17 protein-coding genes and 1 pseudogene are annotated in these 22,295 nt (G+C 67.9%); 13 read left to right on the top strand and 5 right to left on the bottom strand.

Annotated features, from left to right (window positions below):
- The first annotated feature begins 97 nt into the window (after nucleotides 1-97).
- The 9 genes and pseudogenes from AC07RM_RS23225 to AC07RM_RS23185 all read left to right on the top strand — a co-directional run bounded on the left by AC07RM_RS23225 (nucleotide 98) and on the right by AC07RM_RS23185 (nucleotide 9,148).
- A complete protein-coding gene (locus AC07RM_RS23225) occupies nucleotides 98-1,036 on the top strand; it encodes an NAD(P)-dependent oxidoreductase (protein ID WP_495336028.1) in 939 nt (312 codons plus the stop codon).
- 9 nt (nucleotides 1,037-1,045) lie between these two features.
- Nucleotides 1,046-2,404, top strand: coding sequence for an MmgE/PrpD family protein (locus AC07RM_RS23220; RefSeq protein WP_495336027.1), 1,359 nt, complete (start codon nucleotides 1,046-1,048; stop codon nucleotides 2,402-2,404).
- Nucleotides 2,404-3,234: an NAD(P)-binding domain-containing protein gene (locus AC07RM_RS23215; protein ID WP_495336026.1), complete on the top strand. Its 831-nt coding sequence runs from the start codon at nucleotides 2,404-2,406 to the stop codon at nucleotides 3,232-3,234. Before AC07RM_RS23220 ends, AC07RM_RS23215 begins: the two co-directional genes overlap by 1 nt.
- Nucleotides 3,231-4,394, top strand: a pseudogene (locus AC07RM_RS23210) (ABC transporter substrate-binding protein). Before AC07RM_RS23215 ends, AC07RM_RS23210 begins: the two are co-directional and overlap by 4 nt.
- 11 nt (nucleotides 4,395-4,405) lie before the next feature.
- On the top strand, nucleotides 4,406-5,278 hold the full coding sequence (locus AC07RM_RS23205) for a branched-chain amino acid ABC transporter permease (RefSeq protein ID WP_093345272.1): 873 nt from the start codon (nucleotides 4,406-4,408) through the stop codon (nucleotides 5,276-5,278).
- On the top strand, nucleotides 5,275-6,225 hold the full coding sequence (locus AC07RM_RS23200; RefSeq protein ID WP_495336025.1) for a branched-chain amino acid ABC transporter permease: 951 nt from the start codon (nucleotides 5,275-5,277) through the stop codon (nucleotides 6,223-6,225). Before AC07RM_RS23205 ends, AC07RM_RS23200 begins: the two co-directional genes overlap by 4 nt.
- Entirely contained in the window at nucleotides 6,222-7,007 is a 786-nt protein-coding gene (locus AC07RM_RS23195; protein WP_495336024.1) for an ABC transporter ATP-binding protein, read from the top strand. The genes AC07RM_RS23200 and AC07RM_RS23195 overlap by 4 nt, the downstream gene beginning before the upstream one ends.
- Complete coding sequence (locus AC07RM_RS23190; protein ID WP_093345264.1) at nucleotides 6,994-7,695, top strand: ABC transporter ATP-binding protein; 702 nt, start codon at nucleotides 6,994-6,996, stop codon at nucleotides 7,693-7,695. Before AC07RM_RS23195 ends, AC07RM_RS23190 begins: the two co-directional genes overlap by 14 nt.
- A gap of 22 nt (nucleotides 7,696-7,717) precedes the next feature.
- Nucleotides 7,718-9,148 carry an aldehyde dehydrogenase family protein gene (locus tag AC07RM_RS23185; protein WP_495336023.1) on the top strand — a complete coding sequence of 477 codons (1,431 nt, stop codon included), beginning with the start codon at nucleotides 7,718-7,720 and terminating at the stop codon, nucleotides 9,146-9,148.
- A gap of 125 nt (nucleotides 9,149-9,273) precedes the next feature.
- On the opposite strand, the gene AC07RM_RS23180 is transcribed toward AC07RM_RS23185, so the two are convergent.
- Nucleotides 9,274-9,903, bottom strand: coding sequence for a TetR/AcrR family transcriptional regulator (locus AC07RM_RS23180; RefSeq protein ID WP_296783919.1), 630 nt, complete (start codon nucleotides 9,901-9,903; stop codon nucleotides 9,274-9,276).
- A gap of 84 nt (nucleotides 9,904-9,987) precedes the next feature.
- On the opposite strand from AC07RM_RS23180, the gene AC07RM_RS23175 reads away from it, so the two are divergent.
- Together AC07RM_RS23175 and AC07RM_RS23170 are read left to right on the top strand one after the other, a co-directional pair.
- Nucleotides 9,988-10,959: an SDR family oxidoreductase gene (locus AC07RM_RS23175; protein WP_495336022.1), complete on the top strand. Its 972-nt coding sequence runs from the start codon at nucleotides 9,988-9,990 to the stop codon at nucleotides 10,957-10,959.
- Nucleotides 10,956-12,053, top strand: coding sequence for an alpha/beta hydrolase family protein (locus AC07RM_RS23170; RefSeq protein WP_495336021.1), 1,098 nt, complete (start codon nucleotides 10,956-10,958; stop codon nucleotides 12,051-12,053). The genes AC07RM_RS23175 and AC07RM_RS23170 overlap by 4 nt, the downstream gene beginning before the upstream one ends.
- A gap of 21 nt (nucleotides 12,054-12,074) precedes the next feature.
- Here the strand turns inward: AC07RM_RS23170 and AC07RM_RS23165 are convergent, their stop codons facing one another.
- Nucleotides 12,075-12,983 (bottom strand): LysR family transcriptional regulator, encoded by a 909-nt coding sequence (locus tag AC07RM_RS23165; protein WP_495336220.1) that lies wholly within the window; start codon nucleotides 12,981-12,983, stop codon nucleotides 12,075-12,077.
- A 159-nt stretch (nucleotides 12,984-13,142) separates the two neighbouring features.
- Here AC07RM_RS23165 and AC07RM_RS23160 point away from each other — a divergent pair, with 159 nt between their 5' ends.
- Both AC07RM_RS23160 and AC07RM_RS23155 read left to right on the top strand, forming a co-directional pair.
- Complete coding sequence (locus AC07RM_RS23160) at nucleotides 13,143-13,889, top strand: SDR family NAD(P)-dependent oxidoreductase (RefSeq protein WP_495319863.1); 747 nt, start codon at nucleotides 13,143-13,145, stop codon at nucleotides 13,887-13,889.
- Nucleotides 13,890-14,016: 127 nt separating this feature from the next.
- Nucleotides 14,017-14,766, top strand: a complete 750-nt coding sequence (locus AC07RM_RS23155) for an SDR family NAD(P)-dependent oxidoreductase (protein WP_495336020.1) — start codon at nucleotides 14,017-14,019, stop codon at nucleotides 14,764-14,766.
- A 192-nt stretch (nucleotides 14,767-14,958) separates the two neighbouring features.
- Here AC07RM_RS23155 and AC07RM_RS23150 read toward each other — a convergent pair whose 3' ends face one another.
- The 3 genes from AC07RM_RS23150 to AC07RM_RS23140 form a co-directional block, all read right to left on the bottom strand.
- Nucleotides 14,959-16,254: an EAL domain-containing protein gene (locus AC07RM_RS23150; protein WP_495336019.1), complete on the bottom strand. Its 1,296-nt coding sequence runs from the start codon at nucleotides 16,252-16,254 to the stop codon at nucleotides 14,959-14,961.
- A 144-nt stretch (nucleotides 16,255-16,398) separates the two neighbouring features.
- Nucleotides 16,399-17,145, bottom strand: coding sequence for a Crp/Fnr family transcriptional regulator (locus tag AC07RM_RS23145; RefSeq protein ID WP_093345249.1), 747 nt, complete (start codon nucleotides 17,143-17,145; stop codon nucleotides 16,399-16,401).
- 440 nt (nucleotides 17,146-17,585) lie between these two features.
- A complete protein-coding gene (locus tag AC07RM_RS23140) occupies nucleotides 17,586-22,286 on the bottom strand; it encodes a beta strand repeat-containing protein (RefSeq protein ID WP_495336018.1) in 4,701 nt (1,566 codons plus the stop codon).
- Nucleotides 22,287-22,295 lie beyond the last annotated feature (9 nt).

Below are 22,295 nucleotides of genomic sequence, written 5' to 3'. Positions count from 1 at the left end.
GCCTCCTTTTCATAACCTCGATCCATCATCGACGGAGCTCGGGCATGACTGGCGCATCGCCAGCATCCGACTCCGCGAAGCTGATCTCGAGGACCTTATGGAAACAGCTGGCGAGAGTTTGAATGTGGGCTTCATCGGCCTGGGCGTGATGGGATCGCCGATGGCGACGCACCTGGCGCATGCCGGCCATCGGCTGACGCTCAACGATGCGAACCTGGAAGCCGCACGGGAACTGGCACGCACGCTCGGCGGCGAGGCGGTCGCGGTGGCAACGCCCAGGGAGGTTGCGGCCCGCAGCGACATCGTGATCACGATGCTGCCCAACGGAGAAGTCGTGCAGGCGGTGGCGCTCGGCGAGAACGGCCTGCTGGCCGGCTGGCGGCCCGGCACGCTGTTGCTCGATACCTCTTCCTCGCAACCCTGGCTGACTCAGCAGACCGCGAAGCAACTGGCGGCGGCCGGCATCGCGATGGTCGACGCCCCGGTGTCGGGCGCGCAATGGGGGGCGCAGGAGGCCGCGCTGGTCTTCATGGCCGGCGGCGCGACCGAGGACCTCGAGCGCGTGCGGCCCTTGCTCGACCGCATGGGGACCTCGGTGTTTCATCTGGGCGAGGTGGGCTGCGGCCATGCCATGAAGTGCATCAACAACCTGATCACGGCCATGACCTTCAGCGCCACCTGCGAGGGCTTGACGATGGGCAAGCGCTACGGCCTCGACCCGGCCGAGATGGTGCGCGTGCTCAACGTCTCCACCGGCATGTCGTGGATCAGCAAGACCCACATCGAGCAGCGGATCCTGAGCCGCGCTTTCGACGATCCCTTCAAGCTCGAGCTGATGCTCAAGGACATCGGCATCGCCAACGCGCTGGCGCGCGAGACCGAGACCTCGGCGCCGATCTCGGCGCTGGGTCAGCAGCTGTGGATGGCGGCTTCGCGCTTCGCCGGACCGGGCGCCAGCGTGAGCGAACTGGGCCGCTGGGTCGAGCAGCAGTCCGGCACGGTGATCGAGCCCGGTGCCACGCCGCGCCAGGCCTGAGGTGGCGCGATGAAGCTGGAACGCCGACTCGCCGAGTTCGTTGTCACCTTGCGCGCCGACGAGGTGCCCGAGGACGCGCGCCGCATCCTGCGCTGGATGGTCATGGCGGTGACCGGCACCGGTATCGCGGGCGCGGCCGAGGACGGCATCGAGGCCCTGCGCGCGGTGCTTGCCGAGTCCGGCGGTACGCCGCAGGCGACCGCGCTGGTCTACGGCGATCGCCTGCCCGCGAATGCCGCGGCCCAGTTCAACGCCACGATGTGCCGTGCGCTCGACTACTGCGACGCGATGGCGCCCGGCCCGCACATCGGCTCGGCCCTGCTGCCGGCGGCCTTCGCGGCCGCGGAGCTGGCCGGTGGCTGCAGCGGCTCGGAGTTCCTGGCCGCGCTGGCGGCCGGTGCCGAGCTGAGTTCGCGGCTCAACCTCAGCGAAGCCCAGTACGACGGCTTCGATCCCACCGGCATCGCGGTCGTGTTCTCGGCCGCCGCGGCCGCCTCGCGCATCCTCGGGCTCACGAGCGAGCAGACCCTGCATGCACTGGCGCTGGCATTCAACCGCTGTGGCGGCAGCTTCCAGAGCCATGTCGATGGCTCGCTGGGCGTGCGCGTGGTGCAGGGCTGGGTCGCGCAGGCCGGCGTGCAGTGTGCCGAGCTGGCGCGCCGCGGTGTCACGGGGCCGGTCAATTTCCTCTCGGGCCACTACGGCTACGGCCACCTCTATGGCCGCGGCACGCTGGACCTCGACGCCGTCGGCGAAGGACTGGGCACGACCTGGCGCCTGCACCGCATGGTCTTCAAGAAATACCCGAGCTGCGGCGTCACGCAGGGCGTGACCGAGCTGGCGCTGTCGCTCCTCGAGGACGGCGTCTCGGCCGAGGACTTGCGCGCGGCCGAAGTGCGCTTGCCGCCCTACGCCTTCCGGCTGGTCGGCAAGCCCTTCGATCCAGGCACCAACCCGCGCGTCGACGGCCAGTTCAGCGCCGCCTACTGCGTGGCCAACGCCTTCGCGCGGCGCGCGTCGAAGCTCGCGCACTTCGCACCGGAGCAGGTGCTCGATCCCGCGCTGCGCACGCTGATCGACCGCATCACGGTCGTGCCCGATGCCGCGCTCGATGCGCGTGGCCATACCGCGGTCGACCTCACTGTGCACACCACCGATGGCCGCAGCCTGCGGCGCTCGCTCGACATCGCGCCGGGCTTTCCAGGCGCCGACCTCGACGAGACGCAGCACCGCGCGCGCTTCGACGACTGCCTGGCCTATGCGCCACGACCCGTAGCGGCGGAGCGCATCGAACAGTACCTGCGGGCGCTGCGCGCCTTGCCCGAAGTCGCCGACGTACGCAGCCTGATTCCGCTGCTGGTCGCCTGATGGACGCGGGCGTGATCGGTTCCGGCGCGGCGGTCGGTTTTGACGGCCTCGACGGCGTGGGATGGGCGCTGGCGTCCAGCCTCGCGCGCGCCGGCCATGCGCTGGTGGTGCACGACGACGACGCCGCGCGGGCCCGCGCCTTCGCGCAGGAGTTCCAGTGCCGCGCGGCGAACGATCTGGCCGGGCTGTCGGCGTCCGGCCTGTTGCTCTTCGCGCCGCCGGGCTTCGCGGTACGAGAACGGATCGCGTCCGTCTCGCAGGGCCTGCACCCGGGCGCGATCGTGGTCGATCTCGGCGCTGCCGATCCAACGCTCACCCGCAGTCTCGGCGCACGACTCGCGCAGCGCGGCATCGTGCTGATCGACGCGCCCCTGTGCGGCGACGCGCAAGACAGCGCTGCCGCCGCCATCGTTCATGGCTGCGACGACGACTCCGCGCTCGACGTCGCACTGCCCGTGCTGCGCACGCTGGGCCACGAGCTCGTTGCCGGTGGCGCGCTGGGATGCGGCCAGGCGCTGCGCCTGGTCGAGGCCCACGTGCATGCCGACGTGCTGGCGGCCAGTGCCGAAGCGCTGTTGGTCGGCGACCGCATCGGGCTCGCGCCCGCCGGCCTTCGCGCCCGCGTCGCGGCCGCGATCCGCCGCGGCGCCGAGCGCGAGGCGCTCGAGCAGGCCGGCAGCTCCGGCCAAGGCTTCGCGACCGGACTGGCGCTCGGACTGTTCGCCCAAAGCCGCGCCGGCCAGCTGGCAGCGCCTTCCTCGGCACCGGGCCTCACGCGCCTGCTCATCGAATTCACCACCCCCGCCAACGACAAGGAGACAGTTCCATGAAAAGAATTTCCGCGCGCCTTCGCCACCTGGCGCTTGCCATCGCCCTGCCCCTGGGCCTCTCGGCCTCGGTGCAGGCGGCCGAACCCATCCGCATCGGCTCCGTGCTGTCGGTGACGGGCGCGGCTTCCTATATCGGCGACCCCGAGGCGAAGACGCTCAAGCTCTATGCCGACCGGATCAACGCCGCCGGCGGCGTGCTCGGGCGGCCGATCGAACTGGTCACCTACGACGACGCGGGCGATGCCAACAAGGCCCGCACCTTCGCCCAGCGCCTGGTCGAACGCGACAACGTGGTGGCGATGGTCGGCGGCTCCACCACCGGCACGACGATGGCGATGATCCCGGTGTTCGAAGCGGCCAAGCTCCCGTTCATGTCGCTCGCCGGCAGCGTGAACATCATCGAGCCGGTGCGCTAGCACGTCTTCAAGAGCCCGCACACCGACCGCATGGGTTGCGAGCGCGTGTTCTCGGACATGAAGAAGCGCAACTTCACCTCGATCGCGCTGATCGCCGGCACCGACGGATTCGGCACCTCGATGCGCGAGCAGTGCCTCAAGGTGGTCGACAAGTACGGCATCAAGATCCTGATCGACCAGACCTACGGCGCGCAGGACACCGACATGACGCCGCAGCTGGCGAAGATCAAGGCCACGCCGGGCGTGCAGGCCATCCTCAACACCGGCGCCTCGGGCCAGGGCCCGGCGGTGTTGACGCGCAACTACGGCCAGCTCGACATGAAGAGCATTCCGCTCTACCAGAACCCCGGCGTGGCGTCGAAGAGCTACATCGAGCTCTCCGGCGCCGCCGCCGAAGGCGTGCGGCTGCCGGCCGCGGCGCTGCTGGTGGCATCGAAGCTGCCGGCCAGCGATCCGCAGAAGCCGGTGGTGACGGGCTACATGGCGGCCTACGAGAAGGCCACGGGCCAGCCGGTCTCCACCTTCGGCGGTGGTGCCTACGACGGCCTGATGATGGTGGTCGAGGCGATCAAGCGCGCCAACAGCGCCGACCCCAGGAAGATCCGCGACGCACTCGAGCAGACCCGCGGCTTCGTCGGCACGTCGGGCGTGGTGAACATGACGCCGCAGGACCATCTGGGCCTCACGGTCGAGGCCTTCCGGATGCTCGAGGTCAAGAACGGCGACTGGCTGCTGATCGACTGACGAAGCACTCCATGTCGCAGTTTCTCCAGTTCGTCTTCTCCGGACTCACGGTCGGCGCCGTCTACGCGGTGGTGGCGATCGGCTTCACGCTGATCTACGCCGCCTCGGACGTGGTCAATTTCGCGCAGGGCGAGTTCGTCATGCTGGGTGGCATGACTACCGTGTTCCTGATCGCCATGGGGCTGCCGGTATGGCTGGCGGCCGCCTCGGCGGTGGCCGTCGCGGTCATCGTCGGCATCCTGCTGCAGAAGCTCGCCATCGAGCGCGCCCGCGATGCCTCGCCCGTGACGCTCATCATCATCACGCTGGGCGCCTCGATCTTCATCCGCGGCGTGGCCGGGCTCCTGTTCGACAAGCAGTTCCACAACCTGGCGCCCTTCTCGGGCAACACGCCGATCGCGGTCGGCGGCGCGAGCGTGCTGCCGCAGAGCCTCTGGGTGCTGGGCAGCGCGATCGTGATGTTTCTCGCGCTCTGGCTCTTCCTCGACAAGACCCTCACCGGCAAGGCCCTGCGCGCGAGCGCGGCCAACCGGCTGGCGGCGCGCCTGGTGGGCATCAACATCTCCTTCGTGCTGGTGCTCGCCTTCGGCCTGTCGGCCGCGCTCGGTGCCATCGCAGGCATCCTGGTCACGCCCGTGACGCTGACGCGCTACGACATCGGTGCGCTGCTGGCGCTCAAGGGCTTCTCGGCCGCGATCTTCGGCGGCCTCGGCAATCCGGTGGGTGCGGTGCTCGGCGGGCTGCTGCTGGGCCTGCTCGAAGCCGGCGCGGCCGGTTACGTGACGTCCGTCTACAAGGACGGCGTCGCCTTCGTCGCGCTGATCCTGATGCTGCTGGTGATGCCCAACGGCCTGCTCGGCAGCAAACTGGTGGACCGCGTATGAAAGCACTTCGAGCTTCCAACGCAGGCTGGCGCGCCCTGGTGCTGCTGGTGCTGATCGTGGCGCTGCTTCCCGTCGTGGCGGGCTCCAGCTACGTGATGCGCATCGCGGCACTGGTGTGGATCATGGGGCTGGCCGCCGTCGGCCTGCACATCCTCATGGGCATGGCCGGGCAGATCAGCCTGGGCCATGCGGGCTTCTTCGGCATCGGCGCCTATGCCAGCGCCGTGCTGCCGGCGCGCTACGGCGTGCCGGTGGTGGTGGCGGCGGCCGGCGGCATCGTCCTGGCGGGCTTGATCGCCTACCTGGTCGGCAAGCCGATCCTGCGGCTCAAGGGCCACTACCTCGCCATCGCGACGCTGGGCTTCTCGCTGCTGATCGGGCTGGTGATCACCAGCGAGGTCGCACTCACCGGCGGCCCCGACGGCATGGACGTGAAGCGCCTCGGCATCGCCGGCTTCGCGCTCGAATCGCCGAGCACCTGGTACTGGATCAGCGCCGCGCTGATGGTCGCGGGCGTCGCCGTCGCGATGGTGCTGCGCGACAGTCCGACCGGCCGCGCCCTGCGCGCGATCCTCGACAGCGAGGTGGCGGCCGCCAGCATGGGCGTGGACGTCGCGCGGCGCAAGCTCCAGGCCTTCGTGATCGCATCGGTCTATGCGGCGGTGGCCGGCAGCACGCTCGCGCTCATGAACGGCTTCATCACGCCGGACCTCGCGGGCTTCATGACCTCGGTGGAGTTCGTCGCGATGGTGGTGATCGGCGGCGCCGCGACGCCTTTCGGCGCGCTGGTCGGCGCGGCACTGCTGACCCTGTTGCCGCAATTGCTCGCATCCTTCCATGACTACCAGGACATCGCGGTCGGGCTGATCATCATGCTGTCGATGATCTTCCTGCGCCAGGGCATCGTGCCCACGCTGGGCCAGCTGCTGCGGAGGGCCAGCAAATGAGCGCGGCACTCGAAGTCAGGGACCTGGGCATCGCCTTCGGCGGCGTGGTCGCGGTGGACGGCGTCTCCTTCGATGCGCCGACGGGCGAGATCCTGTCGATCATCGGACCGAACGGCGCGGGCAAGACCACGCTCTTCAACATGGTGTCCGGCCTCTACATGCCGCGCTCGGGCAGCGTACGCATGGGCGGCGAGGACGTGAGCGGCCTGCCGCCGTTCAGGCTGGCCCGCAAGGGCATGTCGCGCACCTTCCAGAACCTGCAGGTGTTTGCACAACAGACCGCGCTCGACAACGTCATGGTCGGTCGCGCTCGCTGGGAAAGCACCACGCTGCTCGAGGATCTGCTGCGCCTTCCCTCGGTGGGCCGGCAGAACCGGCAAAGCCGCGAGCGCGCCATGGCGGCGCTGGAGCGCACCGGCCTCGCGGCCCATGCGAACGCGGTGGCCGGCAGCCTCTCCTATGGCGTGCTCAAGCGCCTCGAGATCGCGCGCGCACTGGCCAGCGAGCCCAAGGTGCTGCTGCTCGACGAGCCGGCGGCCGGTTGCAACGCCGTCGAGACCGAGGAGATCGAGCACATGCTGCGCGGCATCGCGGGCGAGGTGTCGGTGGTGCTGATCGAGCACGACATGAAGATGGTGATGCGGCTCTCCCACCAGGTGCTGGTGCTGAACCAGGGCCGCATCCTGGCCCAGGGCACGCCGCAAGAGGTGCGCGAGAACCCGGATGTGATCGCGGCCTATCTCGGTAGTCACGCAAAGGAGCTGGCCCATGCTGAGGGTTGAAGGCCTGTGTACCGCCTACGGGCGGGTGTCGGTGCTCAAGGACGTGACGCTCGAGGTGCACGCCGGCGAGATCGTGGCGCTGCTCGGCGCCAACGGCGCGGGAAAGACCACCTTGATGCACACCATCTCGGGCCTGCACTCGCAGCTCGGTGGCAGCGTCTGGCTCGAAGGCGCGAAGCTCGACGCGATGAGCCCGCACCGTCGCGTCGGCATGGGGCTGGGCCATGCGCCCGAAGGGCGGCAGGTGTTCAAGCCCCTCTCGGTGGCCGACAACCTGCGCCTGGGCGCCTACCGGCGCAAGGACGCCGAGATCGCGGCAGACACCGACATGGTCTATGCCATGTTTCCGGTGCTCGGCGAGATGCGCCGCCGCGTGGCCTCCGATCTCTCGGGGGGCCAGCAGCAGATGCTGGCCATCGGCCGCGCGCTCATGAGCCGGCCCAAGCTGCTCCTGCTGGACGAGCCTTCGCTCGGCCTCGCGCCCCTGCTGATCGACCAGATCTTCGAGGTGCTGGTGCGACTGCGCGCACAGGGCGTGACCATCCTCGTGGTCGAACAGAACGCCGCCGCCGCACTGACCGTGGCCGACCGCGGCTACGTGCTCGAGACCGGCCGCATCGTGCACAGCGGCACCGGCCGCGCACTGCTCGCGGACCCGGCGGTTCGCAACGCCTACCTGGGCGTCTGAAAAACATTCACCGGAGAAGTCATTGAAATCCTTCACGAACACCGTCGACGGCCGCGCCGTCCCCTCCGCCCGGACCTTCGAATCGAAGAACCCCGCCAACGGCGAGGCGATCGGGCTGGTGCCGCACTCGGAGCCGGCGCAGATCGCGCAGGCGATCGCGTCCGCGAAGGCGGCCCAGCCGGCGTGGGCCGCGTTGCCCGATGGCAAGCGACGCGAGCACCTCGAGCACGTGGCCGACGCCCTGAAGCGCAACGCGACCTACTTCGCCGAATGGGTCACGCGCGAACAGGGCAAGCCGCTCGGCGGCCTGGGGCCGGACCAGGTGCCCGGCGCGCTGTTCGAGCTGGCCGGTTGCGAGGCCTGGACCCGGGTGCCCGCCAGCCTCGAGCTGCCGGTGGAGACCGTGTTCGAAGACGATGGCCGGCGCTACGAAGTGCACCGCAAGCCCTACGGCGTGATCGCCGCCATCGCGCCGTGGAACTGGCCGTTGCTGATCGCCATCTGGCAGATCGTGCCGGCGCTGCGGGCCGGCAACACGGTGGTCATCAAGCCTTCCGAGTACACGAGCATCGGCACGCTCGAGATGGTGCGGATCATGGCCGAGCACCTGCCGCCGGGCGTGCTCAACAGCGTCAGCGGTCCGGGAGAAGTCGGCGCCGCACTGGTCGACAACCCGCAGATCGACAAGATCATGTTCACGGGCTCGGGTTCGACCGGCGCCAAGATCATGGCGATCGCGGCGCGCCATCTGACGCCGACGACCATGGAACTGGGCGGCAACGACGCGGCCATCGTGCTGGCCGACGCGGACCCGGCCGCCATCGCCATGGGCCTGTTCTGGGGCGCCTTCATCAACATGGGACAGACCTGCGCGGCCATCAAGCGCCTGTACGTGCCGGAATCCTTACACGACGCGGTGGTGGACGAACTCAGGAAGATCGCAACCACGGTGCCGATGGGCGACGGCTTCGGTGCCGGCGTGGTCATGGGGCCGGTGCAGAACCGGATGCAGTTCGACAAGGTGAGCCGCCTGGTGGAGGCATCGCGCCGCGACGGTGGCGAGATCGTCTGCGGCGGCCAGGCGCGCGAAGGCGCCGGCAACTTCTATCCGCTCACGCTCGTGACCGGCCTGGCCGATGGTGCCGCGCTGGTGGACGAAGAGCAGTTCGGCCCCGTGCTTCCCATCATCAAGTACCGCGAGCTCGAGGATGCGATCGCCAGCGCGAACCGGCTCGACGTCGGACTCGGCGCCTCCGTGTGGTCTTCCGACGTGGCACGGGCGCGCGCGGTTGCCGTGCGCCTGCAGGCCGGCACCGTGTGGATCAACCAGCACGGCGCGATCCATCCGATGGTGCCCTTCGGCGGCGTCAAGGGCTCGGGTTGGGGCGTGGAATTCGGTGCCGAGGGCCTCAAGGCGGTCACGCAGCCACAGGTGATCAGCATTCCGAAGTAACGGGGCGCGCACTCCGTCCTTGGCATCGCGCGGCATGCTCGGCGCTACGAGCAACGCGAGCCTTCAACCAATCGGGCGGGCTCGAGCCTGAAGAAGCCATTGGCGGCCTGCCTCGAGGTGCGCCGTCAAAGCTCCGTTCGCAGGCTGTCGAAGGCCTCCCGCAGAAACCTGGCCACCGGCTTTCGCGGGCCGGTCTGGTCTCTCCAGGCTTGAAGCGCCAATCTCATCGCACCGGTGGACACCATGGCCACCATCCGAAGCGACGTACGGCGCTCGGGCTGCCGCCAGACTTCGCACAGCGTGCTGAAGAGCGCCTGCTCCTGCTCCACGTAGTGCGTCTGCTTGCGCGCAAGAAGCGCTTCGCTCGATCGCATGAGATTGTCGAGCGCCGTCATCTGCTCGGTCGTGTAGAGCGAGATGTGCTTCACCATGACATCGCGGACCGCATCGAGCGGCGGCACATCGGGCGATGTCTTCAGCAGATCGGCATACAGACTGGCCGATCCGGTCTGCTGCCAGAACACGATGATCTCGTCCTTCGACTTGAAGTACGAAAAGAAAGTCCGGCGCGAAATACCGGCTTCCGCCGCAATGGCATCCAGCGTGGTGCTTTCGTAACCGTTGGCGAGGAACAGGCGCTGGCCGACCTCGGCGATGCGCTGACGTGTCTCACGGCGCTTGCGTTCCCGCAGGCCCTCTGTGGGCACCGTGCCCGCGGGCGAGGGATTTCCTGGCATTTCGATGGCCTCTTGCATAGCTGCACGAAGTGCATTAAATTATGCACTCAGTGCTGTTTTATATGCACTGATTCTACCGTCCCCCTCTTCCCCAGCTAAGACATGGCCCACTGGACAGCTTCCGACATTCCTTCCCAGCGCGGCCGCACCGCAGTCGTCACCGGCACCGGCGGCCTTGGGTTCCAGGACGCGCTGGCGTTGGCCCGTGCAGGTGCGAACGTCGTCATTGCAGGTCGCAATCCGTCGAAAGGGGCGGCGGCAGTCGACCTCATTCGCCAAAGCGTTCCGGACGCGAAAGTGGTTTTCGGGGCGCTGGATCTCGCGAGCCTTGATTCCATCGAGGCTTTTGCCGAGCGCCTTCGGAGTTCGCACGACCGGTTGGACCTGCTGATCAACAACGCCGCGGTGATGGCACCGCCCAAACGCCTGGCGACTGCCGACGGATTCGAGATGCAGTTCGGCACCAACTACCTGGGCCACTTTGCCTTGACCGCCAGGCTCCTCCCCTTGCTGCGCCAAGGCAACCAACCGCGCGTGGTCAGCCTGTCGAGTGTTGCCGCCCGAAGCGGCGCGATCAACTTCGATGACCTGCAGGCTCGGCACGGCTACAGGCCGATGCCGGTCTACGGTCAATCGAAACTCGCGTGCCTGATGTTCGCCCTCGAGTTGCAACGCCGCAGCGATGCCGGGGGCTGGGGCATTCAGAGCATCCCTGCCCACCCCGGCGTTTCGCGCACGGATCTGTTGCCCAACGGCGCGGGCGCATGGAGCGCCGCGGGCATCGCTCGCCGCTACATGTGGTTCCTGTTCCAGCCGGCCGCGCAGGGCGCGTTGCCCACCCTCTTCGCCGCGACCTCGCCGCAGGCGCGAGGCGGCGCCTACTACGGCCCGGACAAGTTCGGCGAAACGCGCGGCTATCCGGTCCTGGCCAGGATCCCGCCTCAGGCGCTGGACAAGAGCGTCGCCGCGAAGCTGTGGCTGGAGTCGGAGGCGCTGACCGGTGCGGTGTTTCCCAACAGCGATGGTCGAAGGTCCGCGGAACCGCTCGATGTCATCCAGCCCTCGCGCGCATGAAACATCGCAACACGCCAGACATGCAGATGAATCTGAGCCGGCGGCAAGTCAATGCCATGTTGCTGTGGGCTGCGCTGGCCTCAGGCCCGACGAAAGCGATGGCGCAACCCACCGAGCCGCCCTATCGGGTGATGGATTTCGACTGGATCGACCAGGCGCGATCCCGCCCGGTGCCAGCGCGCCTGTACTGGCCAACGGTTGCGACGTCCGAAGCGTCGGTGCCGTTGGTGGTGTTCTCGCACGGGATCGGCGGTTCGCGGCAGGGCTACAGCTATCTCGGAAAACACTGGTCGACCCGTGGTGTCGCCAGTCTGCATGTCCAGCATGTCGGCAGTGATGCGCAGCTTTGGCGGGGCAACCCGTTCGGCGTGGTGGGCCGCCTGCAGGCTGCGGCGCAGGAAAAGGAGGCCATCGCGCGTGCCGCCGATGTGCGCTTCGCGCTCGACCGAATGCTCTCCGACGAAACGGGCGGTCTTGGCGCTGCGGTGAACCGCCAGCGCCTTGTGGCGGCGGGCCATTCCTACGGCGCGAACACGACGCTCCTGACGATCGGCGCGCAGATCGTGAGGAACGGCCTGACGCTCGACTGCCTCGATTCCCGCTTCTCGGCGGCAGTCGTCATCTCTGCGCCGCCGTTCTATGGCGAACCCGATCTGGCGGCAGTGCTGGGCAAGGTGTCGATTCCCACCATCCATGTGACGGCGACCGAGGACGTGATCGAGATCCCGGGCTACCGCTCAGGCGTGGACGATCGACTGGCCGTCTTCGATGCAATCACCAATCCCCACAAGCTGCTGGCCGTGTTCCAGGGCGGCTCTCATAGCATGTTCACCGATCGTTCGCTGACCGGCGGTCCATCGCTCAACCCCAAGGTCAAGGTCGCCACCGCGGATCTCGCACTGGCATTCTTCGACCTGATCTTCGAGCACGACGGCACGGCGCTCGCACGGTGGCAGACGACCTGGCAGTCCATCTTGGCGCGAGCCCCCAGGCCCGACAGCGCACAAACCGTCAGGATGACGCGCGCCCGCACGAGTCCGAGCCTGGCCTTCCGGGACGTCGTACCGGACTCGACCCAAGACCGCCCGGCATAGCCTTTCGAGCGCCAACTGATCTCACGATGCCGCGGCGGACCTGTCCGCTGCCCTCGCCACCAACTCTCCCAGCCTGGAAACAAACAGCTGGAGCGCCGGCGACGCATTGGACTTGCTGTACCCCACCACCAGATCGATGGTCGGCACCTCGCCTGCCAGTGGACGGCTGACGACCGACCAGGGAAGCAGGTTCTCGACATAGTCGGGAATAAGGGCCAGGCCACGTGTCGAGGCGACCAGTGACATCACCATGGCGGGGTTGTCCACGCCTTGTGTCGGCGTGATCTTCACGCCCGAGCGCAGCAGGTAGTCGTCCACCACGGCCTGCAGCGCCCGCGCCTTGTTGGCCATGCCGATGAACGGACTGCCGACCAGGTCCTGCGGCGTGACGGCGGCCCGAGCCGTCAGCGCATGATCACTGGGCATCAGGACCACCAAAGGCTCTCGGCCCACGGTTCGGTAGCTCAGGTCGAAGCCCGGCTCGGCGCGCAGAAAGGCCAGGTCCAGCTTGCCGCGTGCCACGGCATCCGCCAGATCGGGGGAATAGTCGCTGGAGACCGTCACGTCGATGTTCGGCAACTCGTCTCGAAGCAGATGCATGGCTCGGGGCAACCAGGTCATTTCCTGCCCCGTCAGGAAGCCCAGCGCGAAGCGCTGCTTCGAAGGCAGCGCGGCCCGCCGAGCCGCTTCGACAGCCGCGTCGACCTGGGTCAGCGCCAGCCGCGCATGGTCGATGAACGCCTTGCCGGCCGCCGTCAACTCCACCCCGCGGGCGCTTCGATGCAACAACGCCACCCCGACCTGGTCTTCCAGGTCGCGGATCTGTCGACTCAGCGACGGCTGCGAGGTATGCAGGCGCCGCTCGGCCGCGACGGTCAGGCTGCCCGTCTCCGCGACCGCGATGAAATACCTCAGATGTCGCAGTTCCACGTGCATCCCCATGCTTCACAGGCATGCCCACCAGCCCACAAAGTCTTTTTAAAAGTTGCGCCGAATCCCTAGATTCTCCCCTATGGAGACGCGACCGGCAGCGAAGTGGTCAGTCGAGCCGTCCATGCTTCCATCGTCATGCCCATAGGATTTTTCATCATGAACCAACCCGTTGTCCTCATCACCGGTGCCCTCACCGGCATCGGCCGTGCCACCGCCCTGGCATTCGCCCGCACCCATGCCCGCCTCGTCGTCTCCGGACGCCGCGTGCCGCAAGGCAAGGCGCTCGAAGCCGAACTCCATGCGCTGGGTGCGCAGGCCTTCTTCATCGAAGCCGACGTGCGCAACGACGCCGAGGTCGGCCAATTGGTGGACCAGACCGTCGCCCGCTTCGGCCGCCTCGATGTCGCCGTCAACAACGCCGGCACCGAAGGCCAGCCTGGCCCGATCGTCGATCAGACGGCGCAGAGCTACGCCGCGACCTTCGACACCAATGTGCTCGGCACGCTGCTGAGCATGAAACACGAGCTGCGCGCGATGACCGCGCAGGGCAGCGGAAGCATCGTCAACATCTCCTCGACCTATGGCCATGAAGGTGCTGCCTACGCCTCGATCTACGCGGGCAGCAAGCATGCCGTCGAAGGGATGACGAAGTCGGCCGCGCTCGAAGTCGCGGCCTCCGGCGTGCGCGTGAACGCCGTGGCTCCCGGACCGACCGACACCGGCATGCTGGACCGTTTCACAGGCACGCCGGAGAACAAGGCGGCCCTGGCCGCGGGGGTGCCCCTGGGCCGTGTCGGCAAGCCGGACGAGATCGCTGCCGCCGTGCTCTTCCTGGCCTCGGAAGGGGCCGCCTTCGTGACGGGCCAGATCGTCACGGTGGACGGCGGCAAGACCGCCGGCTGACTCTCTACGAACCGCACATGCAGGAGTTCCACCATGTCCGACCGTCCATCGCTCAGCGATCGCAGCCAAGCCTTCGCCGACGCGCATCGTTTCCCGCTCGAAGCCGTTGCAATCTGAGGAGCACGCCGTGAACAACACCCTTTCCGGCAAGACCGCCCTGGTCACGGGCGCATCGCGCGGCATCGGACGAGCCAGCGCTTTGGCCCTGGCTCGCGCCGGGGCCCAGGTACTGGTTCACTACGGCAGCGGCGAGAAGGAAGCGACCGCCGTTGTCGACGAGATCCGCGGTGCAGGGGGCAAGGCGGAGAAGGTCGCGGCCGACTTGCGCTCGCCCACCGGACCGCATGACTTGGCGCAGCGCGTGCGCAACATCATCGGCGGCCGCCTCGATGTGCTGGTGGCGAACGCCGGCATCTCCAAGGCCGCCTCGATCGAGGACACGACCGTGGAGGACTTCGACCATCTCTTCGCGGTGAACGTGCGCGCGCCGTTCTTCCTGGTGCAGCAGTTGCTGCCGGCGCTGTGCGAAGGCAGCAGCATCGTGCTGGTTTCCTCGCTGGCCGCTCGCGCGTCGGTCGGCACCCTGTCTGCCTATGCCGCGAGCAAGGGGGCCATCGACACGCTCGTGACGCATTTCGCCACGGCACTCGGCGAGCGCGGCATTCGCGTCAACGCGGTCGCACCGGGCGTGGTCGAGACCGAGATGTCCAGCTTCACCAAGACGGACGCCGGACGCGCTGCCACCTTGGGCATGCAGGCACTCAAGCGCCTGGCTCAGCCGGAGGACATCGGCGATGCCGTGGCGTTCCTGGCGTCCGACGAGGCTCGCTGGGTCACCGGCCACACCTTGCACGTCGACGGCGGCTCGAAGCTCTGAAGCTGCGCTGTCCATTCCTCCATCGCTCGCATGCATGTTGCTGGCTGAAAAAGGGCCTGCCCCTTCCGCTGCCCCGATCGATCCGGATGGGGGGCGAACAGCATTCAAGCCAGCAACAGCAGCAGCTCGGCGACCGCAGGCGGATCCGTGAGCTGCGCCAGTGCGCGTTTTCCAACAATCGGGGTGCGCTGGCTAGCTCCCATCCATTCGTGCGTGACGAACCCGGGCGATCAATGCCTCGAGCGGCGTAGGCCGCGCCAGGTAGTAGCCCTGCACCAGCGAACAACCGAGCAAGCGCAGGTGCTCGAGTTCTTCGAGCGTTTCCACGCCCTCGCCCACCACCTCCATGCCCAGTGCGTTCCCGAGGTGAATGATCGAATCCACGAGCAGCATGCGCCTGTCGGACCGGTGGAATTCCGATATCAGCAGTCGATCGATCTTGATCTGCTTGACGTACTTGTCGCCCAGCATCGCCAGCGACGAATAGCCGGTGCCGAAGTCGTCCACCGCGATGGCGATCCCGGCCGCCGCAAGCGCTTCGAGCTGCCCCGAAGACGACAGGCTGTCCAGCGCGCTTTCCTCGGTGATCTCGATCCTCAGATGCCGAGGGGCGATGCCCTCGCGCAGCAAGGTCCTCAACACGATGTCGCTCAGGGGAAGATCTCCGATCTCACGGGGCGACACGTTCATGGCCACCGGAACCTTCTCGAACCGGGGGTCCGCGTCCGCCAACGCGTGCAAGCCGTGGCAGACCTCCTGCAGGATGTGCTGCAACAGCGTTTCGCCCATCCCCATGACCGCGGCCGCGTGAACCACCTCCTCCGGTGAAGTCCATCCTTGCCTCGGATGGTGCCAGCGCAACAGCGCCTCCAGGCTATGGAGGCTGGCTCCATCGCTCGAGAGGATCGGCTGATACCAGAGCCCGATCTCCCGTGCCTCGATGGCACAGGCCAGATCCTTCTCGATGTCCTGGCGGCGCAACAGGCGTCGATGCATCGCCTCGTCGAAGCGATAGCCCCATGCCCCCACCGAGCGCGCGGACGCGTGAAGCGCCTCGCTCGCGAAGGTCAGGAGCTCATCGATCTGGCGTGAACCGCTGTCGCAGAAGCCGATGTGCAGGCGCGTCAGGTCCGCTTGCCTGCCGAGACTCGATCCCAGCCCGAGGGACCCGAGGCTCGCGCGGTGGATATCGCCGGGAAAGGCCTCGGCGCCGCGCGGCTCGTAGAGCACGACGAACTTGTTGCCCGCCCACCGGCCCAGCACACACCGGGCCGGATCGAACTTCGATGCCAGCCATCGAGCCACCTCCTGCAGCACCTTGTCTCCCCATGCCAGCCCTTGTGTCTCGTTGATGATCGACAAGCCGAAGACTTCGAAGATCACCAGGCGCTGGCGCGGCCGCTTCTCCGATCCGAGCCAATGCGAAGCCGCATCGACGAAGCTCTGGCGAGCGAGCAAGCCCGTGAGCGGATCTTGGACACTCTTCATCTTTCCCTCTCTGATTCCCGACGGCATCCATCCTGAAGATCCGATCCGTGACATCCATCCCTGTGTTTTTCTCGTAGTGATTGCGTGTCCCCTCCGCGCTTCGTGGGCGCGCTCTTTGGTGTGAAGGGGAACGGTGCCATGGCGTCAGGAGCCTCGACGCGAGCGGTGCCTGTCGGAAGGGTTCTGCAGCTTGGTGTCCGATGCGTCCTCGTTGTCGCCTTCGAGTTCCAGGGCGCCGAAATCGGTGGAAGCAAACTCCGGAGGCACGTGCACGCCCTCGTCGTCGCGCCGGACGAGGCCGCGGTTCTCGAGTTCGCGCATCGCCTTGTTCACCCCCTCGCGCGAGAGCCCGGCATACGAAGCAATCACGGCCTGCGTGATCCGCTTGTCGTAGCCGCCGGGGCCGGCAGGTGCCAGGTGGGTCAATTCATGAAGCACCCGGCCGACCAGCTCGACAGGCGGGAGCGAAGAAATTCGCCTGAGCTGGCCATGCACCATGGAGACCCGCTTGACGGCCGACTCCAGCAGGCCCACGGCGACCTGCGGGAAAAGCGTGCAAAGCCGCCGCAGAACATGGATCGGGATGAGGTAGACAGAAGAAGGAAGCGCCGCGATCAACGTGGACTGCGCCACATAGCTGTCTTCCTTCAACGAGGGGCTGAAGAAGAAGTCGTCCTTGCTGACGAAATCGGTGGTGACGCCTTCGCTGTCGCCACCGCTGCCGTGTACCACGACACGCAGCAGTCCAGTGGCGACGCAGTAAACATGTTCGGATGTCTCGTCGACGGCGAGTACGACATCGTTGCGGCGATAGTTTCGGAACTCGGTGCTTTGAACAAGCAACGCGCGCTCGCTGTCGGGCAGCGTGGCAATAAGTGGGTGCAGATACATGCTGGAACGGACGCGGTCTCCTCCTTCGTGCTCCAGCTCATCCCCCAAAAAAAGGGACCTGTATCGCTGGCCGTCAGGGTCCCGGCTTTTCCGTGATTGATGAAATGAAGTTGATAAAAACTGAAGCTGTTCTCTCTCTTTGCAGCAGTTGTGTGAAAGGCTGAAAGTGATAAGTCGGCAGGACAACGCGTGCGCCATCACGTGGCGAGCCGTCGTTGGCGGGGCCGTATGCCTTCACTCGGTGCGCCAGATCCACCGCGTTCGAGCGCGTCGAAATCGAGGCTGCGCAGCGGCTGCGCGCGACTTCGAGGTGATGGGCTCTGATGAGAATGCAGGGAGTCAAGAGAAGAACCGGCGAATCAAAAGGCTCAAACCGCCGAAGCGGTTTGAGCAAAAGTCCCCGGCAGCAAACCGTCCGCCGGGGGAGGGGCGAAACTAGATCACCGCACCGACGCGATCGTCGACACGGCGGAGTTGCCCACGGCCGTGGCGCTGACCTGGTTGCCGGCCGCGCGCAGCGTGCTGCCCGTCGCCGCGCCAGTGACGCCGATGCCGTAGTTCACGCCGGTGGCAGTCGCCACGACCGTGCCGCTGTTGGTCTGGAAGTTTCCGACCGCAGCCGTCGGACGGCTGGCGCTCGGCGCACTCACATTCACGCGGTTGGTCGCGGTGTTGCCGTACGCTTCGGCGGCGGTCGTGTTGCCGGTGACGGCCACGGTGCTGCCGCTCACGCCAGGCACGAGCACGGGAGCCGTCGCGTTCAGGGCCACCTGGTAGCTGGCCGTCGCGAACGAGCTCACGTTGCCCGTGTTGCCCTGGTTGTTGAGCACGGCGGCGGCCGCTTGCGAGGCGCCGACGGTGCTGCCGGCAACCGGTGCGGGCGTCGCGTAGCTGCTGCCAGCCGACACGTTGAGCACGTTGCTTGCCGCGTTGCCGCGAGCCAGCGCCGTCGTGCTGTTGCCGTCGATGGTCAGCCCGCTGTTGAGCGCGGCGGTCGCTGCCGGCACGCCACCCGCCAGGCTGAAGCCCGCGGCGGTGGTCGAGCTCGCGTTGACGGCGGCGCTGCTGGTCTGCGCATTGCTCAGGCCGGCGTTGCTGCCTTGCAGCGCGGCGCCGGAGAGCGTCACGCTGTTGTCGGCGCGGTTGGCCGAAGCCTCTGCCGTGGTCGCGTTGCCGGTGATCGAGAACGTGCTGTCCGCCAGGCCCGTGGTGGCCGTGGCCACGCGATCCTGGTTGTACAGGCGCGTGCTCGCCGTGCTGGAGACCGAGGTGGACGCGGCCTGGCTGTTGCTGAGCACGTGGTCGCCGGTGGCGCCCGCCGCGTTCAGAACGGCATTGGTCGTGGCACCGACCGGCGTTGCGTTGCCCGCGGTGACCGTCAGCGCGTTCGTGGCATCGTTGATCACGCCCAGCGAGACGTTGCGGTTGTTGGCCAGCGCCACCGACGAGCCCGACACGGCGCCCGGTGCGTACAGCTCCGCGTCCGAGCTCGCGGCGACCGAGGCGGTGCTCGATTGCTGCGAGGCCAGCGCGGAAGTCGCCGCCAGGTTGGTGGCGGTCACGCCCAGGGTGTTGGTGGCCGTGTTGGCCACCGAGCTTGCGCGCTGGCTGTTGTTGGACACGCTCACCGTGGAGTTGCCGATGGCCGAGCCGGCCACGGTATCCACCGCGAAGCTGCCGTACACGTTGCTCACCAGCGCCGAGTCACCGGTCACCGATTGCAGGTTCGACAGCGCGTTGTCCGCCTGCGCGCCCGAGCCGGTCACCAGGGCACCCGCGGTCGCCACCGTGCGGCCGCTGCCGGCTGCGACGGAGTTGCCGGTGACGCTCGTGGTGTTGGTCGCGCTGTTGCCCGTGACCGAGCCGGTGTTGCTGTTGCCGTTGACGGACAACTGCGAGCCGGTCACGGCACCCGAGACGGCCAGGATGACGCCGCCCTGGTTCGGGACGCTCGGCGTGGCCGGCGTGCCGGGGATGAGCCCCGACAGCACGGCCGCGCCCCCGTCCACGATCGCCGAGTAGGCCGACAACGAGATCGTGCCGAGCAAAATCGCCGAACCACTGACGTTTCCGCCCGACTGCGTCCAGCCGTTGCTGGTGAGATAGCTCAGTTGCGCCGGCGAGAGGCTGGATGCCAGCACCGTCAGCGTACCGCCCGTCAAGGTCAGGGTCGCGCCGGAGCCCGAAACGGTCAGCCCGCTTCCCGTGGCACTGAACGTGAAGGGCTCGGGTGCGGTACCCGCGCTTCCCGCCACGCCCGCCTGGCCGATCAGCGCATTGACGCTGGCACTGGTCGTCTGCGAGTTCTGCAAGGCGGTGGTGGTCGACAGGCCGTTGCCCGACAGGCTCAGGCTGTTCGTCGCGGCGTTGCTGGTCGCCGTGGCGGTGGAGACGTTGTCGTTCGAGGCGATGCTCGAGCCGGTCACGTTGCCACCCACGGCGGTCAGCACGCCAGCGGCGGTGCCACCGACCAGCGCTCCGTCACGCTGCGTCGCGGTGACCGAGCCCGCGCCCGATTGGGCGTTCTGCACGCTGAAGGCGGCGTTGGTCGTGAGCGTGCCGGCGTTCGAGGTCGCGCCGGTGAGCGGCGTGGCCGATGCGGTGTCGATGCCATTGCCCGATGCGCTCAGGCTGTTCGTGCCGCGGCTTCCGAACGCCAGGGCCTGGATCTGGTTGCCGGAGGTTGCAACCGTCGAGGCCGAGACGTTGTCCTGGATGGCGGTGGCAATAACGGCGCCGCCGGTGGCGGTTGCCGAAACGGCACCGCTGGCCGTCTGTGCGCTGGTGACGTTGGCGATCGATGCCGCGCCCGCTGCGTCGACACCGGTGCCCAGGCTCACGCTGCCGGCGTTGCTCGCGTCGTTGCCGTAGGCGGCCGCGACGAAGGCATTGCCCTGGTTGGCGATCTGGCTGCGGGTGGCGTTGCCTTCCAGCAGGACCGTCAGCGCGCCCAGCGGACCGCCGAAGCCGGTGGCTTGCGCATCCACGTCGCCGAGTGCCGACTGGTTGTTCAGCAGGCCGTAGGCGGCGGTGACCGTGCCGCCCAGGCTCGGGGTGCTCGACAGCGTGGACGCCGGGGCCACCGAGGTGGGCACGGTGGCGCCGTTGGCGGCAACCGTCAGGGTGTTGCCGGTCGAGTTGCCGTAGGCGATGGAGCGCTGCAGGTTGTCCGACAGGCTCAGGCTGGTGTCCGTGATGTGCGTGCCGGCGTAGACCGCGGCGGCCGAGCCGCCCAGCACGGTGCTCACCGGCGAGGCTGCGTCCACCACCTGGATGTTCGCGATGCCTGCGCCCGAACCGATGCTCGTGCCAGCGAGCGACAGCGTGTTGGAAGCGCTGTTGGCCAGGCCGACGGCTTCCTGCGTGTTCTTGCTGGCGCTGACCGTGCTGCCGGTGATGGTGTCGCCGCCGGTGCCGCGCGAGTCGACATACGCGCCCACGTACGAGCCACCCAGCGTGGCCGAAACCGGGCTGGCGTAGTTGCTCTGCAGGCTGGTGATCGTGGCGGCGCCGCTGGCCGAGACGTTGCCATCGGGCGTGCGGCCACCGCTCAGGACGGTGGCGCCGGCGCCCAGCGGCAAGGCGTTGGCGGCCAGCGAAAGGCTCTGGGTCGCGCTGTTGCCGTAAGCGGAAGCCGCAGCGCGGTTCTGCTCGACGGCCACCGTGCTGTCCTTGGTGGTGCCGTTTTCCAGGCCGGTTGCCGCGCCAATGATCGACGGTGCGGTGACGGCCGAAACGCCGCCGCCGAAGTTGCTCTGCTGGTTCGCGAGCGCGGCGGTGGCGGAGAAGGTCGCACCGTTCTGGCCGGTCGCAATCGCGCTGGAAACGGCGTTGCCGGTGGCCGCGGAGGTGATCGCGTTGCCAGCGACGGTCGCTGCGCCGCCGTCGATCGACTGCACGGTGGCGGTCACGCTGGCGGCATTGGTGGAGCCTTGCAGCGCCACGCCGACATTGCCCTGGGTGTTCAGGATCGCGAGGTCCGCACCGAGCTGCGAGCTCTGGCTGCCGGCACTGTAGGTGCTGCTGTTGACGGTCGGGCCGCCCGAACCGGCGACGGAGATGCCGTCGGCCAGCACGATGCGGTTGCCGGCGACGCCGGCGGCACCCAGGGCTTCGTTGCCCGTGGCAGCGCTGGAGATCGTGTTGCCTTGAACCGACAGGGCGCCGTTCAGCACGTTGGTGGTGCCCGTGCCGTTGCTGCCGATCGTGGCATCGATCGAGGTGGCGGTGTTCGACGCGTTGTGCGTCACGCCCACGCCCTGGTTCAGCTGCAGATTGCTCACGACGGCCGAGCCGGCGAAGGTCGGTGCGCCGCCGGCCTGGATCGAGGCGGTGTTGGTCGCCGCGTTGCCTTTGAGCGTGGCGGAGACGGTGTTGCCGTCGAGCGCGGGCGCCGAGCTCACGGCGTTCGCGCCGTCCGCGGTCAGATCGAGCGTGACGGCATTGCCGCTGGCGCTCGCGGACGATGCGGGGCCGGTGCCCTGCTGCGCCGTGGTGACCACGATGCTGCCCGAGGCCTGGCTGCTGTTCGTGGCGGCCGAATGCGTGCTCGTGGTGATGCCGGGGGCATTGGAGACGTAATCGACCGGAACGGTGCCCGCCACCGAGGAGGCACCGCCATTGATCACGGTGTTGGCCGAGATCGTGTTCTGCGTGTTCGAGGCGCCGCCCGAGGAGAAGCCATTGAGGTTCACGCCCACCGAGTTGCCGGTCGCGTTGCTGGAGATGGCGCCGGTGTTGGTCTGCACGCCCAGCGATGCCGCGCCATCGAGCGCGATCGTGTTGCCGGTCAGGGACAGGTCGATCGCGTTGGAGAACTCATTGGCCTTGGCCGTGGCGTTCACCGTGTTCTGCGTCGTGGTGTTCGACGTGCCGGTCTGCACGCCATCCACCGTGATGCCGATCTGCTGGCCGGCGGCGGTCGCCGACACCGGCTGCGACTTCGTCTGCACCGAATCCACGGTGAGGAAGCCCGAGGCGGTGGCGGTCGAGGTGGTCGCGTTGATGGTGGTGGTCGCGCCCAGTTCGGGCGGTGCGGCCATGGCGCCGCCGGCAGCCAAGCTGGCGAGCACGGCGAGGCCGACGCGGCTGAGTGCCGGCGCCTTGATGGCACGCGACTGGAGATTGCGAGTCTTCTTCATGGAAGTTCC

The organism is Variovorax sp. GW821-FHT09B05, assembly GCF_059418265.1.
The sequence above is the reverse complement of the archived record's forward strand: the minus strand, read 5'-3'. Positions and strand labels throughout refer to the sequence as shown.

Bases quoted from the DNA above. Each gene is read 5' to 3' on its own strand.
- AC07RM_RS23225 (WP_495336028.1), top strand. From the start codon at position 98: ATGGAAACAGCTGGCGAGAGTTTGAATGTGGGCTTCATCGGCCTGGGC.
- AC07RM_RS23215 (WP_495336026.1), top strand. From the start codon at position 2,404: ATGGACGCGGGCGTGATCGGTTCCGGCGCGGCGGTCGGTTTTGACGGC.
- AC07RM_RS23180 (WP_296783919.1), bottom strand. From the start codon at position 9,903: ATGCAAGAGGCCATCGAAATGCCAGGAAATCCCTCGCCCGCGGGCACG.
- AC07RM_RS23170 (WP_495336021.1), top strand. From the start codon at position 10,956: ATGAAACATCGCAACACGCCAGACATGCAGATGAATCTGAGCCGGCGG.
- AC07RM_RS23220 (WP_495336027.1), top strand. From the start codon at position 1,046: ATGAAGCTGGAACGCCGACTCGCCGAGTTCGTTGTCACCTTGCGCGCC.
- AC07RM_RS23200 (WP_495336025.1), top strand. From the start codon at position 5,275: ATGAAAGCACTTCGAGCTTCCAACGCAGGCTGGCGCGCCCTGGTGCTG.
- AC07RM_RS23190 (WP_093345264.1), top strand. From the start codon at position 6,994: ATGCTGAGGGTTGAAGGCCTGTGTACCGCCTACGGGCGGGTGTCGGTG.
- AC07RM_RS23195 (WP_495336024.1), top strand. From the start codon at position 6,222: ATGAGCGCGGCACTCGAAGTCAGGGACCTGGGCATCGCCTTCGGCGGC.
- AC07RM_RS23160 (WP_495319863.1), top strand. From the start codon at position 13,143: ATGAACCAACCCGTTGTCCTCATCACCGGTGCCCTCACCGGCATCGGC.
- AC07RM_RS23145 (WP_093345249.1), bottom strand. From the start codon at position 17,145: ATGTATCTGCACCCACTTATTGCCACGCTGCCCGACAGCGAGCGCGCG.
- AC07RM_RS23205 (WP_093345272.1), top strand. From the start codon at position 4,406: ATGTCGCAGTTTCTCCAGTTCGTCTTCTCCGGACTCACGGTCGGCGCC.
- AC07RM_RS23140 (WP_495336018.1), bottom strand. From the start codon at position 22,286: ATGAAGAAGACTCGCAATCTCCAGTCGCGTGCCATCAAGGCGCCGGCA.
- AC07RM_RS23175 (WP_495336022.1), top strand. From the start codon at position 9,988: ATGGCCCACTGGACAGCTTCCGACATTCCTTCCCAGCGCGGCCGCACC.
- AC07RM_RS23150 (WP_495336019.1), bottom strand. From the start codon at position 16,254: ATGAAGAGTGTCCAAGATCCGCTCACGGGCTTGCTCGCTCGCCAGAGC.